At 71.6% G+C, this 18,295-nt stretch carries 11 protein-coding genes; 8 read left to right on the top strand and 3 right to left on the bottom strand.

Annotation, left to right across the window (positions count from 1 at the left end; translation table 11 throughout):
* Both L6E10_RS24825 and L6E10_RS24820 read right to left on the bottom strand, forming a co-directional pair.
* Positions 1 to 220: ATP-binding cassette domain-containing protein (locus tag L6E10_RS24825; RefSeq protein WP_236221939.1), on the bottom strand; the 220-nt coding region annotated here is incomplete at its 3' end.
* Positions 217 to 1,308, bottom strand: a complete 1,092-nt coding sequence (locus tag L6E10_RS24820; protein WP_236221938.1) for an ABC transporter permease — start codon at positions 1,306 to 1,308, stop codon at positions 217 to 219. The genes L6E10_RS24820 and L6E10_RS24825, both read right to left, overlap by 4 nt.
* A gap of 211 nt (positions 1,309 to 1,519) precedes the next feature.
* Between L6E10_RS24820 and L6E10_RS24815 the strand changes: the two genes are divergently transcribed.
* Together L6E10_RS24815 and L6E10_RS24810 are read left to right on the top strand one after the other, a co-directional pair.
* Positions 1,520 to 2,701, top strand: a complete 1,182-nt coding sequence (locus L6E10_RS24815) for a sensor histidine kinase (protein ID WP_236221937.1) — start codon at positions 1,520 to 1,522, stop codon at positions 2,699 to 2,701.
* Positions 2,698 to 3,327, top strand: a complete 630-nt coding sequence (locus tag L6E10_RS24810; RefSeq protein ID WP_236221936.1) for a response regulator transcription factor — start codon at positions 2,698 to 2,700, stop codon at positions 3,325 to 3,327. The genes L6E10_RS24815 and L6E10_RS24810 overlap by 4 nt, the downstream gene beginning before the upstream one ends.
* Before the next feature lie 36 nt (positions 3,328 to 3,363).
* On the opposite strand, the gene L6E10_RS24805 is transcribed toward L6E10_RS24810, so the two are convergent.
* The gene (locus tag L6E10_RS24805) at positions 3,364 to 5,103 is read right to left on the bottom strand and encodes an aminotransferase class V-fold PLP-dependent enzyme (RefSeq protein WP_236221935.1); all 1,740 of its coding nucleotides are present in this window, start codon (positions 5,101 to 5,103) and stop codon (positions 3,364 to 3,366) included.
* Positions 5,104 to 5,861: 758 nt separating this feature from the next.
* On the opposite strand from L6E10_RS24805, the gene L6E10_RS24800 reads away from it, so the two are divergent.
* The 6 genes from L6E10_RS24800 to L6E10_RS24775 all read left to right on the top strand — a co-directional run bounded on the left by L6E10_RS24800 (position 5,862) and on the right by L6E10_RS24775 (position 18,252).
* Positions 5,862 to 7,157 carry an acyltransferase domain-containing protein gene (locus tag L6E10_RS24800; RefSeq protein ID WP_236221934.1) on the top strand — a complete coding sequence of 432 codons (1,296 nt, stop codon included), beginning with the start codon at positions 5,862 to 5,864 and terminating at the stop codon, positions 7,155 to 7,157.
* Positions 7,154 to 10,075, top strand: a complete 2,922-nt coding sequence (locus tag L6E10_RS24795) for an SDR family oxidoreductase (RefSeq protein ID WP_236221933.1) — start codon at positions 7,154 to 7,156, stop codon at positions 10,073 to 10,075. The genes L6E10_RS24800 and L6E10_RS24795 overlap by 4 nt, the downstream gene beginning before the upstream one ends.
* Positions 10,072 to 14,790 carry an SDR family NAD(P)-dependent oxidoreductase gene (locus L6E10_RS24790; RefSeq protein ID WP_236221932.1) on the top strand — a complete coding sequence of 1,573 codons (4,719 nt, stop codon included), beginning with the start codon at positions 10,072 to 10,074 and terminating at the stop codon, positions 14,788 to 14,790. The genes L6E10_RS24795 and L6E10_RS24790 overlap by 4 nt, the downstream gene beginning before the upstream one ends.
* A 103-nt stretch (positions 14,791 to 14,893) precedes the next feature.
* Positions 14,894 to 15,634, top strand: coding sequence for an SDR family oxidoreductase (locus L6E10_RS24785; protein WP_236221931.1), 741 nt, complete (start codon positions 14,894 to 14,896; stop codon positions 15,632 to 15,634).
* A 224-nt stretch (positions 15,635 to 15,858) separates the two neighbouring features.
* A complete protein-coding gene (locus L6E10_RS24780; RefSeq protein ID WP_236221930.1) occupies positions 15,859 to 16,830 on the top strand; it encodes an aldo/keto reductase in 972 nt (323 codons plus the stop codon).
* 192 nt (positions 16,831 to 17,022) lie between these two features.
* Positions 17,023 to 18,252 carry a cytochrome P450 gene (locus tag L6E10_RS24775; RefSeq protein ID WP_236221929.1) on the top strand — a complete coding sequence of 410 codons (1,230 nt, stop codon included), beginning with the start codon at positions 17,023 to 17,025 and terminating at the stop codon, positions 18,250 to 18,252.
* Positions 18,253 to 18,295: the final 43 nt, after the last annotated feature.

Raw genomic sequence — 18,295 nt, 5'->3', positions numbered from 1 at the left:
TCATGCCGGTGGTCGTGGTGCCGTCGACGGTGACGGTGCCGTGGTCGGGGGTGATGAGGGTGGCGGCGACGGCGAGCAGGCTGGACTTGCCGGAGCCGGAGGGGCCGACCACGGCGGTCAGGCTGCCTCGGGGGACGTGGAGGCTGACCTGGTCGAGTGCGGTGAGGTGGGTGTCGCCGTCGGGGTAGGTGAGGGTGATGTCGGTCAGGGTGATGCTCATCGGGCGCTCCCCAGGGCGGTCAGCGGGTCGACGGAGGTGATGCGGCGGATGGCAAGTGCGGCTCCCAGCGCGCCGAGCAGGACCATCACGGCGGCCGGGACGAGCACCGTGGCGGGCGTGAGATCGAAGGGGATCGCCGTGCCCGCGAGCGCGGCGCCCAGGGCGGCCGCGAGGCCGGTTCCGATCAGGGTGCCGCCGGTGAGCAGGACGACGGCCTGGCCCAGGGCGTCCTTGAGCAGGCCGGCCGTGGTGGCGCCCAGCGCCTTGAGGACGGCGATGTCGCCGCTGCGCTGAATGGTCCAGACGGTGAAGAAGGCACCGATGACCAGGGCGGAGATGGCGAACAGGAAGCCGCGCATCAGCTGCAGGGAACCGTTCTCGGAGGTGTAGGAGCCGATCGCGGACAGCGAGTCGTCCTTGGTGACCGTCCTGGTGCCGGCGGCCTGATCGGTGGCGGCGACGACGGCGTCAGAGGTGGTGGTGGTCAAGGCGATCACGGTCGCGGTCGGGTCGTCGCCGGTGCCACCGGGCGGTGCGGTGGTGCGCCAGACGTCCAGGGTGGTCCAGACGACGGGGGTGTGGCTGAAAGAGGCGTCGCCGGACACGGCGGCCACCCCCAGCTGCCGTCCCGCCAGGACGATGCCGTCTCCGGGCTGGACTCGCAGGTCGTCGGCGGCCTTGGTGGACAGCACCACCGCGTCCTCGGTGAGCTTGCCGCTGCCGGGTGCGAGGACGGACCCGGCCCGGACCCCGAAGACCGAGACGCCGGCGCTCCGGTCGCCCGCGGTCGCCTTGGTGGTGGTGATGCCCAGCGGTTCGGCGCTGACGACCCCAGGGACAGCGGCCCACTGTCGCCACTGCGTCTCGGTGACGATCGAGTTGGCGTAGGACAGGCCCTGGTCACCGCTGGGCGCGGCGAAGGCGATCCTGCCGGCAGGCAGGCCGGTGATGGCGGAGACGTTCTGCCGGCCGAGTCCGGCGGTCAGTCCGGACAGCAGTCCGACCAGCAGGGTGATCAGCACGATGACGGTTCCCATCAGGGCGAAGCGCCCCTTGGCGAACTTCAGGTCTCTCCAGGCGACGAACACGGCCTCGGTCGGTCCTTTCCGGCGGGCGAAGCGGGTACGTCTCCACGCTCGCCGACGGCGACACGTCGCGGCATCTGGCCGGGGATGGCACTTCACGAGCCGGAAGACGGCGCGCCGGTTCCACCTTTCGACAGAGGCCGCACCCGCGGCCGCTGCGTAGCCTGGACGCACTGTGAACGCCGCCGCTCCTGCTCCGACACCGACCAGCCGGGTGTTGACCTGGTGCCTGCACCTGCTGGTCATCGCCCTGCTCGTCCTGGCAGCGGCGAGGGCCGCAGCGGGGGAACAGCCACGGGCCGCGGCGGTCGTCGCGGTGGCGGTGCTGTGCGGGGTGGTGTACGCGGCCGGACCGCTGCTGCCGCGCGTCCGCACCTCCCGGCAGGTCGCGGCGGGGTGGCTGGGCGCGCTCGGCGCCGTGTGGCTGGTCTTGGTGGTGCTGAGCGCGGACGGGGTGTGGGTCGCCTTCCCGCTGTACTTCCTCCAGCTCCACCTGCTGCCGCGCCGAACCGGCCTGACCGCCGTGACCGCGACGGCGCTGGCCGCGATCACCGCCTTCGCCGCGCACCAGGGAACCTTCAGCCCGGTCGCCGCGATCGGCCCGGCACTCGGCGCGGCCGTCGCGGTCGCCGTGGTCTGGGGCTACCAGGCGCTGTACCGGGAGAGCGAGCAGCGCAGACGGCTGATCGAGGAGCTCACCGCCACCCGCGCCCACTTGGCCGAGGCCCAGCACACCGCGGGAGTACTGGCCGAACGGGAACGCCTGGCTCGAGAGATCCACGACACCCTCGCTCAGGGACTGTCCAGCATCCAGCTGCTGCTGCGCGCCGCTGAGCGGCTCCTGCCCGACACCGCCGGGACCGCGGCGCGCTACGTCGACCAGGCCCGCCAAGCTGCCGCGGACAACCTCGCCGAAGCCCGCCGCTTCGTCGCCGCCCACACCCCGCCGGCCCTCGACGGCACCACGCTGGCAGGCGCCCTGGAACGCCTGTGCGCCACCACCGGCACCCGCCACCGGATCACCGCGCGCTTCCACACCACCGGTGACCCGATCCCGTTGCCGACCGCCCACGAGGTCGCACTGCTGCGCATCGCCCAAGCCGCTCTCGCCAACACCGTCCGCCACGCGGGCGCCGGCACCGCCGAGATCACCCTGGGCTACGCCGGCGACGAGGTCACGCTCGACGTCGTCGACGACGGAACCGGCTTCACCCCCGGAAGCCTTCCTGCTCCCGATCCCGGCGAAGGCGGGTTCGGACTGGCGGCCATGCGCAGTCGTGCCCACGCACTGGGAGGCTCCCTCAGGATCGAGTCGGCCCCCGGCCACGGCACCGCCCTGGCCGCCCGGCTCCCCCTGCCCCGGTCCACCGACACCCGGCCCGAGGCCCACCCGTGACCGGCATCCGCCTCCTCCTGGCCGACGACCACCCCGTGGTGCGCGCGGGCCTGCGCGCCGTCCTGGAGACCGAACCCGGACTGGTCGTGGTCGCCGAGGCCGCCACCGCCGAAGACGCCGTGGCGCGCGCCGCCTGGGGCGACATCGACGTGGTGCTGATGGACCTGCGGTTCGGCGCCGGGATGACCGGAGCCCAGGCCACCGCGGCCATCACCGCACGTCCCGGCGCACCCCGCGTCCTGATCGTCACCACCTACGACACCGACGCCGACACCCTGCCCGCCATCGAAGCGGGCGCCACCGGATACCTGCTCAAAGACGCCCTGCCCGAAGACCTCGCCGCCGCCGTGCGCACCGCGGCCGCCGGGCACACCACCCTGGCGCCCACCGTCGCCGACCGGCTCCTCCACCGGATGCGCACGCCCGACGCCGCGTTGACCCGACGGGAGGTCGAGGTCCTCACCCTGGTCGCCGACGGCCTGTCCAACCGGGCGATCGCCATCCGCCTGCACCTCACCGAAGGCACCGTGAAGTCCCACCTCGCCCGCTGCTACACCAAACTCGGCGTCGACTCCCGCACCGCCGCCGTCGCCTCCGCGCTGAACCTCGGCTTCATCCGCCGATAGCCCCGCGGGCGACCGTTGCTCTGCCGTCCGCCCCGGTCACGCAGCGGTGAGGCAGCGCTGCGGCAGGACGAACCAGCGCAGCTCCTCGAAGTCGTCCGGCAGGCCGGTGGCCTCGTCCTCGACCACGTCAACGCGAGCAGCGAGCAGGCGCCTCGACTCCTCCAGGTACTTCGTCAGGATCGTGTCATCGGCGCGAATCGTCGACGCGGTCGCGTGCGTGGTCACCACGGAGCGCAGATCGGGCAACTCATGGGGAACGAGGGATGTGGTGCGGTGCCGCCACAACCCGGTTCTCGGATCGAAGACGTAGTCGGTCAGCAGGCGGTGGCCGTGCCGGGCGACCAGCCGCACGGCCTCGACGAGGTAATCGCGGACGGCGTCGGTGATGAAGTAGTTGAAGTTGAGGCGCACCCAGCCGGGCTTCACCCCGTGGTAGCCGACCGCGGAGTTGCGGTCGTAGCCCTGGGATTGCCCGTCGTCGATGTGGAGCAGCCGGTGCCCGTAGGGACCGGCGCAGGAGCACCCGCCGCGGGACTGGATGCCGAACAGGTCGTTGAGCACGGCGACCACGAAGTTGTGGTGCAGGAACCGCTGTCCGGACCGGATGCGGAACGACACGATCGACAACCGGTCCGCGGTGCGGTTGCCGAGGATCTCGATACCGGGTTCCTGTTCCCACTCGGCGATGGCGTGCCGCCACAGCCATTGTTCGCGGGCATGGATCACCTCGGCGCCCACGGCATCCTTGAGCGCGAACACCAGACCGGCGCGGACCGACTCGACGACCGCGGGCGTGCCGCCCTCCTCCCTGGCCACCGGGTCGTCGAGGTAGCGGTGACCTCCAGGGTGGACGAACGCCACCGTGCCGCCGCCCGGCACGGTGGGAACGCTGTTGGTGACGAGGTCGCGGCGCACCACCAGCACACCGGGCGTTTGCGGGCCGCCGACGAACTTGTGCGGTGACAGGAAAACGGCGTCCTTGTGGTCGCCTCGTCCCGGTGCGCTCTCACGCATGCGAACGGGCACGTGCGGTCCGGCCGCAGCATAATCCCAAAAGGACAGTGCACCGTGTTCGTGCAGCAGCGCGGCAATGCCGTCGGTGTCGGTCAGCACACCTGTCACGTTCGACGCGGCGGAGAAGCTGCCGATCCGCAACGGGCGGTGGGAGTGGCGGATCAGCTGCCGGCGCAGTTCGGTGGTGTCGACGCGGCCCCACTCGTCCTCGCCGATGGCCACGACGTCCGCGACGGACTCGCGCCAGGGCAGCTCGTTGGAGTGGTGCTCGTAGGGTCCGACGAAGACGACCGGACGTTCCTCCTGAGGAATCCGGTCCGCGAGCGAGTACTTCTCGTCCAGACCGGCCGGGAGCCGGATCTCCAGCATTCCCACGAGCTTGGTGACCGCCGCGGTCGCGCCGGAACCGCAGAACATCACCAGGTCGTCCTCCGTTCCCCCGACGGACTGGCGAATGAGCAGCCTCGCCTGTTCCCGCAACATCGTGGTGCGCCGGCTGGTGCTCGAACTCTCGGTGTGCGTGTTGGCGTAGTGGGGCAACACCTCCGCACGAATGAAATCCTCGATGAAGTCGAGCGCCCGTCCCGATGCGGTGTAGTCGGCGTAGACCATTCTCCTTTCGCCATAAGGGGTGTCGATCACCTCGTTGTCGCCGATGATTCCACGCCGGACACGTCCGATCAGCGACTCACCCGGCTCACCGGAGTGGTCGCCGGTCGTCTTCCCCCTGCGGGATCCGACCAGACGGCGGAGAATTCTCATCAAAGACACCTGCACAAGTTTTTCACGACGAGCAAAGAATCCACAACCCAAGCTTCCACCGAGAACCAGTCAAGACGCCTGCGAGATGGCTTTGCACAAAGATTCGATGCGCAAGGGAATCCCGCTCAACCCAATTTCTTATTCGTTCCGGTATCGTTTCGGGAACATTTTCCGCCACTGGCGTTCCCGAACGTGCCGCTTGCGCTGCCGAGGAGAACGGTCGTCGCTCGACTCGGCTGCAGTCCGTTGGACCTCAGCGACGAGGCAGCATCGACTTCCAGCCCACCGGCGCTACTCCACCTCGTCCTGATGTGCCGGCGCGGCGGCCCGGACTCGGGCTCACCGTAGGCAGAACGCACGGTGCCGACCACCTGCCGTCCCGCGGTGCGGAACGAGCGATCGACCACCGCGGATCGCCGGTCACGTCGGCCGTACGTGCGGCCGGCAGGACCACATTTCCTCAGTCAACTGCGAGTCGTCCCGAGAATCAAATCGTGCTGGACGCAGAGAACAGAGTGTCAGCAGCATCGGGCGACGCGGCGAGGTCGAGCTGCTCAAACGACAAGCCGCGGCCCATGGACCGAGCCGGATCTTCCGCGTACGAGATCAACCAACGTGAAGGGGTGCGCGGATGGCCGTTCCACGGATCGGAATCTGCCTCATCCGGACGGTCGTTCCCGTGCTAGAACGTCGAACCGGGAGCGGAAGCGCTGGTTTTCGCCGACGATCACCAAGAACGACGGGGTGCGTGACATCTGATGTACGGAGAGCCGATCGTCGGATTGTGCCCCGGCCAGGGCGCGTACCGGCCTGGCGTGCTCAGCCAGGCGTGGGCGGGCGGGGACGAGGTGGTCCGCGAGGTCTTCGCCGCCGTGGACGAGGCCCACCGCGCCCGCACGGGTCGCACGGTCGGTGCCGTGGTGTTCGCCGACCCCGCGCCCTCCCTCGAAGACCTGGTGGCGCACCACGCCGACGAGCTCCAGCTGACGATCTACGCCACCGCGGTGGTCGCGCACCGGGCACTGGCCGCCAGGGGCGCCACCCCGGATCTGCTGGTGGGACACAGCCTCGGGGAGATCTCCGCACTGGTCGCGGCGGGGGTCTTCTCGGTAGCGGACGGCGCGGCGATCGTGTGTGACCGCAACGAGGTGCTGCGCGCGCACGCCCCCGAGGGCGGCATGCTGGCGCTGCGCTGCGGACGGGACCGGGCCGAGCTCCTGGTGGCCCTCCTCGCCGCACCCGATCTGGTCCTGGCGGTGGACAACGCCGAGGAGCAGATCGTGCTGTCCGGCCCGGCCAAGGACCTCGCGGCCGCGGCCGAGGTGGCGCGGGCCCTGGGGATCGGTGCCGGCCCGCTCGGCTCCCCGTACGGCTTCCACCACCCGGCACTGGTCCCCGCCGGACGGGAGCTCACCCGGCGGGTGGCCGGCTACCGGCGGCACCCGTTCGCCGTGCCGGTGCACTCCCCCGTCCTCGGCAGGCGCTACCGGGACGGCGACGACCTGGCCGCGCTGCTGGGGCTCCAGCTGTCCCAACCGGTCGGCTTCCGCGAGACGCTGGTCCGGCTGTCCGCCGACGGCGCACGCGTGTTCGTCGAACTGGGCGCGGGCGAGGTGCTCACCAAGCTGGTGCGCGGGGCCCTGCCCCTGGCCTCGGTGGTCCCCACCTTCGCCGCTCCCGGTCCTCTGTCAGACCTGGACGCGGTGGCCGCGCACCTCGCGGGTGTCCCGGTGCCGCGCGCGGAAGCACCCCGGCCTGCGGCACCCGAGCCGACAGCGGTGCCAGAGCCGGCACCGGCGTCGGCACCGGATCGCACGGTGGCGCTCGCCCGGCTTCGGGAGCTGTACGCCGACACCCTGGAATACCCGGTGGAGGTCCTCACCGAGGACGCCTCCCTGGAGGCCGATCTCGGCGTGGACTCCCTGCGCCAGACCGAGCTGATGACCCAGATCCGCACCCTGTTCGACCTGCCCGCCCCGCCGCCCGGCTTCCGCGGCACCGAGCTGGACACGCTCGGCAAGATCGCCGACTACATCACGGCCGCGCGGCCATGACCGAACTCGACGGCCGGATCGCCCTGGTCACCGGGGGCGCCGGCGGGGTGGGCAGCGCGGTGGTCGAGCTGCTGGCCCGCCGGGGCGCGGTGGTCTACCTCAACTGCTTCCACTCCTACCCGCAGGGCAAGGAGATCGCGGCCCGGCTCACCGCCGAGGGCCTGGACGTGCGGCTGGCCCGGGGTTCGGTCACCAAGCCCGAGCACGTCGAGTCGATCATGGCGACCATCGGCCGGGAGCACGGCAAGCTGGACATCCTCGTCAACAACGCCGCGCTGGGCCTGTTCGCACCGGGACTCGACCTCGCGGAGGAGGACCTGGACCGGGTGCTGGCGGTCAACTTCCTGGCGCCACTGCGGTGTGTGCGGGCGGCCCGGTCCCTGCTGCTGGCCAGCGGCTCGGCGAGCGTGGTCAACATCTCCTCCACCGGCGCCCGGATGGTGCTCCCGGACTACCTGGCGATCGGGGTCACCAAGGCGGCCCTGGAGGCGGCGACCCGGTACCTGGCGGTGGAGCTGGGGCCGGCAGGTGTGCGGGTGAACACGGCCTCGGGCGGTCTGCTGGACACCCCGGGCGGCCGGATGTTCCCCGGCCACGAGTCCTTCGCGCGCAGCATCGTGGCCAGGACGCCGCTGGGCCACCGCATCGGCGAGCCGGACGAGTTCGCCGAGCTGGTCGCGTTCCTGGCCTCGCCCCGCTCCCGGTGGATCACCGGGCAGACCATCGACGCCGACGGCGGGGTGCGGCTGATGTGCGGCTCGGTGTCCGAGCCCGAGCCTGAGCCCGTCCCCCTGCCCGAGCCCGCCCCCGTGCCCGAGCCCGCCCCCGTGCCCGAACCCGTCCCCCTGCCCGAACCCGAGACCGGCGACCCGATCGTGGTGGTCGGCATGGGCCTCGCCGTCCCGGGCGCGTCGAGCCCCGACGAGTTCTGGCAGGTGCTCAACGACGGCCCGGACCTGTTCACCGAGGCGCCGCCCGAGCGCTGGGTCACCGCCGCGTTCACCCCGGGCCGGGGCGACGTCCCGGACAAGGGCAGCCAGCCGGTCTGCGGTCTGATCACCGGTTTCCAGCCACACCCCAAGCTCGCCGCCGAAGGCCTCACCGACGACCCGGCCACCGACTTCGGCCTGCTGTGGCTGCGGCACAGCCTCCACCAGGCCCTGGAACAGACCACCACCAGGGCGACCGACCGCTTCGCCTTCTGCGTCGGCCTGACCGCCGACGGCAGCCAGCACCACTCCGAGGCCCAGGTCCTGGCCGCGCTGTCCGAGACCCTGGACGGTCCGCTCGGCCAACATCTGTCCACAGAGGACAAAGCTGCGATCCGGACGCGAGCCCGAACGCGGTTCCGCCGGGGCACGGGCGAGCCGGCGGACTCGCTGCCACCGGCCATCGCGGCCGGGGCGATCCGCGGCATCCTGCCCGAGGACTCGGCCGTGCACGTGGTGGACACCGCGTGCTCCTCCTCGCTGTACGCCCTGGACCGGGGTGTCCGCGAGCTGCGGGCCGGGCGCTGCGAGGTCGCCGTCTGCGGTGGCGCGGCGGCCATGCAGGTCACCTACATGGTGGCCTTCGCCAAGATGGGCGGGCTGTCCCCCACCGGCCAGGTCCGCTCGCTGGACGAGGGCGCCAACGGAGTGTTGTTCGCCGACGGCGCGGCCCTGGTGGTGCTCAAGACGCTCTCCCGCGCCCGAGCCGACGGGGACACCGTGCTCGGCGTGCTCCGAGGCGTTGGCCTGTCCGCTGACGGCAAGGGCAAGGCGATCAACGCCCCGGCCAGCCGGGGCCAGGTCCTGGCGGCCCGTCGCGCCCTGGCCAAAGCCGGTACCGAACCGGGTGAGGTGGACGTGGTCGTCGCGCACGCCACCGCGACCCCCGCCGGGGACAGCGCCGAACTGCTGGGCATCGCCGAGGTCTACCCGGCGGACCGGCCGCTGACGGTGGTGTCCAACAAGTCGGTGATCGGCCACACCGGCTGGCCAGCGGGTGTCGTCTCACTGATCCACCTGCTGCTGTGCCTGCGCCACCACAAGATCCCGCCGCAGCACCGGTTCACCCGGCTGCCCGCACACCTCGTCGACCACGCGCCCATGGTGCGCGTGCCCCGGCAGCCCGTCGACTGGCCGCCCACCGGCCGGGCGCGGACCGGCGCGGTCTCCGCCTTCGGTTTCGGCGGCACCAACGCGACCGCCGTGGTCTCGGAGTACCTCCCGGACCGGTGGCGGGTCCAGGCCCGGGAACCGGTCCCCCGCCAACGGCTGGCCGTCATCGGGTGGGCGGCGCGGGAACCGGCGGACGGCGCGGCGAGCTTCGGCCCGGTGTACCCGATCCCGGACCTGCCAGGGGTCCCGCTGCCCAAGCCCGTGCTGCGGCGGATCGACCGGGCCCAGGTGCTGGCGATCGAGTGCTGGCGGCTGCTGCCCGAACCCGTGCGCGCGCTGTGCCAGACCCACCGGGACACCACCGGCGTGCTGTTCGGCCAGCTCGGGCAGACCGGCGCGATGCAGGGAGCCCAGCTGCGCGTGCACTTCGACGACCTCCACGACACCGTGCGCGACGAGGAGTTCCTGGCCGGGCTGCGGGCCAAGCTCGACCGCACCTGGCCGGAGGTCAACGCGGACACCCAGCCCGGCGTGATGCCCAACGTCATCGCCTCGCGGGTGGCCAACCTCGCCGACCTGCACGGCCTCAACCTCGTCGTGGACGGCGGAGAGGCCTCGCTGCTCCAGGCGTTCGAGAGCGCGGGCTGCTACCTCGACGACGGCGAGCTGACCCTGGCGCTGGTCGGCGCGGTCAGCGCCAACCCGTACCGGGCGGGCGCCGAGGGGGCCTACCTGTTCGCGGTCACCACCCCGGAGCTGGCGCGGGCCTGGCACGTCCCGGTGCTCGCCGAGCTCGACCGAGCGGAGGCGAGATGAGGCTGTCCGGCGCCGAGGGTGCCCGCGAACTGCTCGAGGTGCTGACCGGGAGGTCCGAAGGACAGGTCATCACCCGGCCCGCCCTGCCCGGCGGACGGACCTCCCGGCTGCGGGCCGCCGCACCCGGACGGGCCACCGTGCTCCAGCGGCACGTGGTGCGCTGGCGGCCCGATCCCCGGGTGGCCGAGCCCGCGCCCTGGCCGCTGGTCCCCGAGCACACCCTGGTCGTGCTCGGCGAGGGTGTGCCGGACGGGCTGCTCGCCCCGTTGCCGGACACCACCGTGCTGCGACCGGGCGCCGCGATCCCCGGTGGGTACCGGCACGTGCGGGTCCTCGCCGGCCTGCCCCCGGCCGACGAGTGGCCGGCCTCCTCCCCCGAGGCCGTGCTGCGGTTGCACGACGCCTGTTTCCTGGCGGCCAAGTCGGCGGCCGGGCTGCTGAGCTTCCACGTCGTGCTCTGCGGCGGGGCCGACGAACAGGGCCGCGTGCACCCCTACGCCGGGCTGTTCACCGGGCTGGTCAAGGCCATGGAAATGGAACCCGCGCTCGCCCGAGCGCATTGCCGGGTGCTGCTCACCTCGGCCGGCCCCGTGCGGGCCACGGCCGAACTGGCCGAGGAAGCCGCCGCGCGGCACGTGCTGCCCGGGGTGGTCCGCGCGGGCGGGCTGCGGTTGACCCAGCGCGCGGAGGCGGTCCCGCTGGCCCCGGCGCGGCCGGTGCTCGCCGAGAACGCCGTGGTGGTCGGCGCGGGAGCCGGCCGGGGCATCGGCATGACCACCCTGCTCGGCCTGGCCGCGCACGCCCGCCCCGTGCTGCACGTGCTCGGTACCACCGATCTCGCCGCACACGACCACACCGCGCTGACCGAGGACCACGCGGCGCACCAGGCCCGGCGGCGGCAGGTCCTGCTCACCGCGACGGGCGGGCTCGCTGCGGCCAGGCACCACCTGGAACGGCTGGTCCGGGCCCGGGAGGTGCACGCCAACCTGGCGCGGCTCACCGAGATCTGCGGCGAGGGCAGGGTGCACTACCACGTGTGCGACACCCGCGACGCCGACGCGGTACAGCGGGTACGGGCCGCGATCGCCGGGCCGGTGGACCTGCTGCTGAACTTCTCCGGCCTCAACCGCACCGCGGAACTGCCCGTCAAGTCGTTGGCCGACTTCCAGCTCGTGCGCGATGTCAAGGTGCACACCTACCGCGCGCTCAAGCTCGCCTTCGCCGCGCAGCCGCCGCGCCGCTGGGTCAACGCGGGCTCGCTGGCCGGGCTGCTCGGCATCCACGGCGAGACCGACTACAGCTCGGCCAACGACTTCCTGTTCACCGCCGCCGCGCGGGCCACCGGTACCGAGGAGACCACCTTCGGCTGGGGCCTGTGGGACGGCACGCCCCGCGCGGCCGATCCCCTCGTGGCCCAAGCGCTGACCCGGCACCTGTCCCTGATGCCCGCCGAGGAGGGCTTCGCGCACTTCCTCACCGAGCTGGCCCAGGACCGGACCGAGCCCGCGCTCGCCTACCTCGGCGAGGTCGAACGCCGGGTCACCGCGGCCCAGCTGCCCCGGCGCACCGCGGTCTGGGCGCCCCGGGAGCGGCCGTTCTACCTGGACGAGATCACCGAACGCACCGAGACCGGGCTGGTGGCCCACCGGGTCTTCGACCTGGACCGCGACGGCTACCTGAACGAGCACCTGATCGGCGGCCATCCGACGCTGCCCGGCCTGCTGGCCGTGGAGATCGCCGCACAGGCCGCGACCGCCCTGGTGCCCGGACGCGTACCGGTCGCCGTGCGCGAGGTGTCGTTCAGCCACTTCCTGCGGGTGTACGCCGGCCAGCCCGCGCGCAAGAAGATCGTCGCGGAGCTGACGGCCGGCACCGAGGGCGAGTCCGTGGTGCTGGTGCGCATCCTCACCGACGTGGTCGCGCCGGGCGGGACGGTGCTGGTCCGGGACCGGGAGCACTTCCGCATGTCGGTGGTGCTGCGGGACCGGGCCCCGGACTGTCCGGTGCCGGACCGGCTGCCCGTGGTCACCGCACCGGTCCCGCGGCGCAGTCCCTATCAGCTGCCCAACCCGGTCGCGGCGCTGTCCGGGATCTTCGCGAGCTGCTCGGAGGTGGACGCGGGGGCGCACGCGAACCGGGCGCGGGTGGTGCTGGACGGTCCCGTGCTGGGGCGCTGGTTCGGCGGGGCGCTGCTGCCGGCCGTGCTGTGCGACACGCTCGCCCAGGTGTGTGCGGTCTCGCCCGCGGAGTGGAGCCCGGTGGTGGTACCGCGATCGATCGGGCGGATCGACTTCTACGGCGGCGGCAACGATCTCGCGCACGCCGGTGGTGAACTGACCGTGCTCGGCACCCGGGACGGGGCCTGGGGCGGGGTGTTCGACGCGGACGGCAGGCTGCTGGTGCGGGTGCTGGACGTCGCCGGCGAGGTGATCGGGTACGTCCACCAGCACACCGGGGAGTTCCGCACTGTCGACGAACACCCCCGGCCGGCCACCGCGCCACCCGTGCGGTGGCCGGCGGAGGAACCCGCGCTGCGGCCACAGCTGCTGGCCTACCACGAGTCGGACTTCGCCCGCCCGGTACAGCGCTGGGTGCAGGAGCCGGTACCGGCGCCCCGGCCCGAGGGGGTGGGCGGGCTGCGCGGGCGGCACGTGCTGCTGCTCGGCCTGGACACACCGCTCACCACCGCCGTCGCGGGGCTGCTGAGCACACGCGGCGCGCACGTCACCGTCGCCCGTTCCGCCGCGGAGATCACCGCGGCGGACTGGGACGGCATCGTCGACCTCACCCTCACGGGCGCACCGGACTACCGGCTGGGCGAGGAGGCCTGGCGGGCGGCGCTGCTGACCACCACGGCCGCCCTGCACACCGTCTACGACCGCTGGCTGGCCACCCCGGAGGCCGACCGGCACTTCTACCTGACGATCAGCCACGGCGACGGCCTGTTCGGCAGCTCCGGGGAGGCGGTGCCGCAGCCGTTGAGCGGAGCCTGGGCGGGACTGGCCAAGAACCTGATGGTCGAGCTGCCCGGGACACGTGCCAAAACCGTCGACCTGGACCGGGTGGACGCGGCACTGATCGCGGACGCGGTGGACGCGGAGACCACCGAATGGGACTGCCTGGAAGTCGGCTATCGGCAGGGCAGCCGCTACGTGCCGCACGCCCGGATCGCACCACCTGCCGCGGACGCCCCACCGGTCGGTCCCGGCGACTGCGTGCTGATCTCCGGGGGCGGCCGGGGCGTGGGCTTCGAGCTGGCCAAGGCACTCGCGGCGACCGGCGCGGAAGTCGTGGTGACCGGGCGGCGGGAGCTGCGCGGCCCCGGGGTGGAGCTGGACGAGGAGGCCTTCGCCGCCTGGCGCGCCCAGACCCTGATCGCGGCAGCGCGCACTCCGGGCGGACTGGCCGGGGGCCGGGAAGAGGTGGCCGCCCAGGAGTTCGTCCGGCAGACCCGGGACAACCTCGCCGGTGGCCCGCCCATCCGCTACCTGCCCTGTGACGTCACCGACCGTGCACAGGTGGACGCGGTGCTCGCCGCACTCCCGCACTCCCCCACCGTCCTGGTGCACAACGCCGCCACCTACCGAGGGGTCCGCTTCGCCCGCCTCACCCCGCAGGAGGTGATCGACACGGTCGCCGTCCGAGTCACCGGCTTCACCACCCTGGTCTCGGCGCTGACCGCACGGGCGAGCCGGGACCGGCCGCTGCGCCTGATCAGCTGCGCCGGGTCGATCTCCGAACTCGGCGGCATGATCGGCCACACCGCCTACGCGGCGGGCAGCGGGGCGCTGAGCAGGCTCGGCCGGTGGACGGCCGGCCACACGGGCGTACCGGTGCACGTCGTGCGCTGGCCGACCTGGGAACGCACCGGCAACATCGTCAGCTACCACGGCGCGGCGCGCTACGGCAGCACGGTACGCCCGGAGGAGGCCACCGCCCACTGGCTCGCCGAGTTGGCCGAGGGCACCGGCACGGTGAGCTACTTCGGCAGGCTCGGGGTGATGGCCCGGCCGCACCTCATCCGTGCCTGGCCGTGGCCCGAGGGCAGCCCGGACTGGCCCAGGATCCGCACCACCCGGCTGCTGCTGGGCGAGGTGCTCCAGTTCGCCGAACACGAGCGGTTCGTCACCCGGCACCGCTGGTCCCCGGCACGGGAACCGCACCTGGCCGGAGGCGCGCTGTCCGTACCCGTGCTGCTGGAGCACCTGCTGGCTGCCGGGGACTGGGTGCGGCCGGAGGGACATCCCCGCCAGCACCTCACCGAAGTGTCCACACTGGACATAGCACTGGCCGGGCTGCGGCTCGACGGCGACCTGGTGCTGGACTTCACGGCCACCGGCCAGTGGCACGAGGACACCTGGCAGGTCCGCGCAGTCGTCACCGGCACCGAGGGCGAGGTGGCCACGGCGGTGCTGCACTACCGCGACCAGCCCCCCGACCTGCCCGCGCGGCCACCGGGCCCCACCCGGGCGGTGCCCGTGCACACCGATGCCGACCTGTGGTGCGGCGCGCCCGCCCCGGTCGCCTGCCTGCCCCACCCGGCGCTGCACGCGCTGCTGGCGCTCCCGGAGACGGCGAAGCGGTTGACCGTGCGAAGCCTTACCGCCGCCCCGGACTGCCGGTCGGCCGACGCGGTCGGTGGCACGGCAGAGGACTGCTTCGCCGTCGCGGGCGGGCGTGCGGTTCTGCGCCTGACCGGGGTGACCGTGACCTGAACCGCCCCTGCCTTTGCCCGGTTCGACCACCTCACGGGACGCGCGGGGACTGCTGCACAAGACCGCGCTTCCGGTTTTCCAGCCCGAGGAGAGGAGCGACCACGTGAAAATCCTGGTGACCGGCGGCGCCAAGGAGTTGGGCAGGGCGTTCAGCGAAGAGCTCGGTGCCCGAGGCCATGAACTCGTCATCACCGGCCGCGACAGAAAAGCCCTGGACGCGGTCGAAGCCGATCTGAACGCCGCGGGGGTGCGGGTCGAGACCCACGTCGCGGACCTGGGCGACCCGCTCGCGACGCCGAAGCTGATCGAGAGCTTGGACGGGATCGACGTGCTGGTCAACAACGGCGCGCTCGGTGGACCTGTCGGGCCGACGTGGCAGGTCGACGAAAACGAGTGGTGGCACACGTTCGAGGTGAACCTCCGAGGCACCGCGTTCGCCACCAACGCGGCAATCCGGAGGATGACGCGGGGACGGATCATCAACGTGATCAGCAACGCCGGCGTGAAGAGGTGGCCTTACCTCACGGCCTACTCGGTGTCGAAGGCCGCCGTGATCAAGCTGACCGAGAACCTCGCGGTCGAGGTGAAGGACAGGCCGATCGCGGTGCTGTGCTACGACCCCGGCCTGCTCGACATCGGCCTCATGCGCCGCGGCATCGAGCGGAGCGCTGACCCGAGCGCTGCGGACGACCCGGTGTGGCCTCGGGTCTCGCGGTGGGCGCAGTCCCTGCGAGAGCAGGGGAAGTTCACCCCGGTCGAGCAGTCGGCCGCCCTTCTGGCCCGCATCGCGGAGGGTGAGTTCGACGACCTGTCCGGGGGTGTGATCACTCAGGAACACGGGTGATCGGGGACGTCGCGTTCCCACAGCACCGGAAGCAAGCGGTGCGCGGTCGATTTCGTCAGCCCACCCTGCACACCACAAGCCGATCGCGTCGAAGAATTCCGCAATCAGGCCACCCCTGCAGGTGCGGAGACGTACTGCGCGTTCCGCAGCCCGGAACGACATCACCGTCACCGCTTGCCGTCCGGCATTCTGGCCCTCGATTCGGCTGGGACGATGGGAGCGAGATGCGAAAGCGAGCGGTGCCCAACAGCGACATCTCGGTGTCCCGCCTCGGTTTGGGCACCGCCACCTGGGGCTTCGACGCCGACGACACCGATTCGGTGGCACAGCTGCGCAGCTTCGCCGACGCGGGTGGCACGTTGATCGAGACCGCCAACATCTACGGAGACGGTGAAAGCGAGCGGCTCATCGGCCGAGCGATCGCACGCCACTTCCGCCGCGAGGACTTCGTGATCGCCACCAAGGCGGGGATGGTCATCGGGAAACCACCGACCGCCGACGCGTCGAAGACGCGGATGCTCGCGGAGCTGGAGCAGTCACTGCGCAACCTGCGGGTCGACCACATCGACCTCTGGCTCGTGCACACCTGGGATCGGAAGGTTCCGATCGAGGAGACGCTCGCCGCGATGGACGCCGCGGTCGCGGCGGGCAAGGTGCGGGCGACGGGCGCCTGCAACTACTCGGGCTGGCAGACCGCGCGAGCGGCGACGATCCAGGAACTTCGCGGCGCCACTCCCCTGTCGGTCGTCGAACTCGAGTACTCGCTCGTCCAGCGCGGAATCGATCGCGAGGTGCGCCCCGCCACGAAAACTCTCGGCATCGGCCTGCTCCCCTGGGCACCGCTCGGCAGAGGTGTGCTCACGGGCAAGTACCTGGACGGTGTCCCGGAAGGCAAGCGCGACAGCGGCTTCTACCGGTGGTACGTGCAGGACTACGCGGAAAGTCCACGCGTGGCGCGAATCGTGACGGAGGTCGTCGAGTGCGCACGCGAGCTCGGAGCAAGTCCGATCGAGGTGTCGTTGTCATGGGTGCGTGACCGACCCGGCGTGTGCGCACCGCTGGTCGGAGCACGAACGGTGCAACAACTTTCCGCATCGCTGTCCTCGGAGGCGTTGGAACTTCCCCCCGAGATCACCGACCGGCTCAACAAGGTCTCCGCGGTGCGCATGGGTTATCCCGAGCGAGGACTCGGCTGACGGTGTGAAGCGCGGCTCGCAGGGTCTCGGGACGCCGCGTGGGGACGGCAGCGCGATCAGACTGGCGCGCCTCGACTGCGGATGATCGCAAGTGCCTCCCAAAACGGATTCGCTCATGCGGTCATCCGTGTTCGCAAGTCGATTGACGAGTTCAAGCCCACGTGAGGCTTGTTGACCCCGAGGCGGTGCGCGATGGCCGACGATGTTCCGACCACCGATCCCCGATGCCCGATGCATCTGCTCACCAGGCGGTTCGTACGGGATCCGTACCCCATGCTGCGAGCGCTGCGCGAGACCGCGCCGGCGGTACCGGTGGAGGCGAACGGCTACCGGATGTGGGTGATCACCCACTATCAAGAGATCAAACGGGTGCTGGCCGGGCGTGGTTTCCACAAAGACCTTCTGCCCAGACGTAAAGAACTGTCGGCTCAAACCGTGCTGCTCCCCGGCAAGACCGCGCGGATGCTGCACTCTTCGCGCCGCAGCGTGCTTGAACGCGACGGGGCCGATCACCGGCGGATGCGCGCGGTGCTGGACCCCGAGATGTCCGCGGCGGCGATCGCGCAGCATGAGCAGGAGATCATCGCGACAGCGCGGGAGCTGACCGCCGCACTCCCCACCGGCGAACCGTTCGACCTGGTCACCTCCTTCGCCCGGCCGCTTGTCGTACGCACGATCGCCCGGATCGTCGGGCTCGTCGACGGCGAACTGGACGAATTCCCCACGTGGGCCAACTTGATGGTCACCGGCAACTCGGTCGCTCAGATCGAAGAGTCGAGTTTGGCACTGTTCCGGTTCGCCGAACAGGTGGTGGCGCGCAAGCGTCGCGAGCCCGGGGACGATCTGTTCACCCGGCTGATCCGGCAGAGCGACGAGGAAGGCAAGTTCGACGAGGACGAGCTGGCCTCGACCTTCATGGTGCTGCTCGTGGGTTCCTGCGAGCCGATCAACGCCATGGTCCACACGCTGTTGGTCCTGTTGAGCAACCCCGACCAGCTGATGCGGCTACGCGAAGACAGGTCGTTGCTGGCGTCAGCCGTTGATGAAGGCATCCGGCTGGAATCACCGTTCCGCATGCTTCCCCCGCGGTTCAGCGACGAACCTTTCGAGCTCGGCGACATCGTGATCCCTCCGCGAGAGTTCATCGTGCCCTCGCCCGCCATCGCGAACCGCGACCCGGACCTGTTCCCCGACCCTGATGCCTGCGACATAGCGCGCCGTTCGCACGGCTCGATGTCGTTCGGTCATGGCCCTCACCGGTGCCTCGGGATCGAGCTGGGCAAGCTGGAGACCACAGTTGCGATCGCTGCGCTTCTGGACCGTTTCAAGGACATCAGCCTGGCCGTCCCTCCCGACGAGCTCGTCTGGCGCCCAGGTATGTTCATGCGACGAGCAGACACTTTTCCCGTCGTCTGCCGATGAGATATTACCGCGCGACAGTTAACGACACTGGAGTCAGCACTCG

The sequence above is a fragment of the Lentzea sp. CC55 genome (genome assembly GCF_021056325.1).
GTDB classification, from domain to species: domain Bacteria; phylum Actinomycetota; class Actinomycetes; order Mycobacteriales; family Pseudonocardiaceae; genus Lentzea; species Lentzea jiangxiensis.
This window is presented reverse-complemented; position numbering and strand designations above follow the sequence as displayed.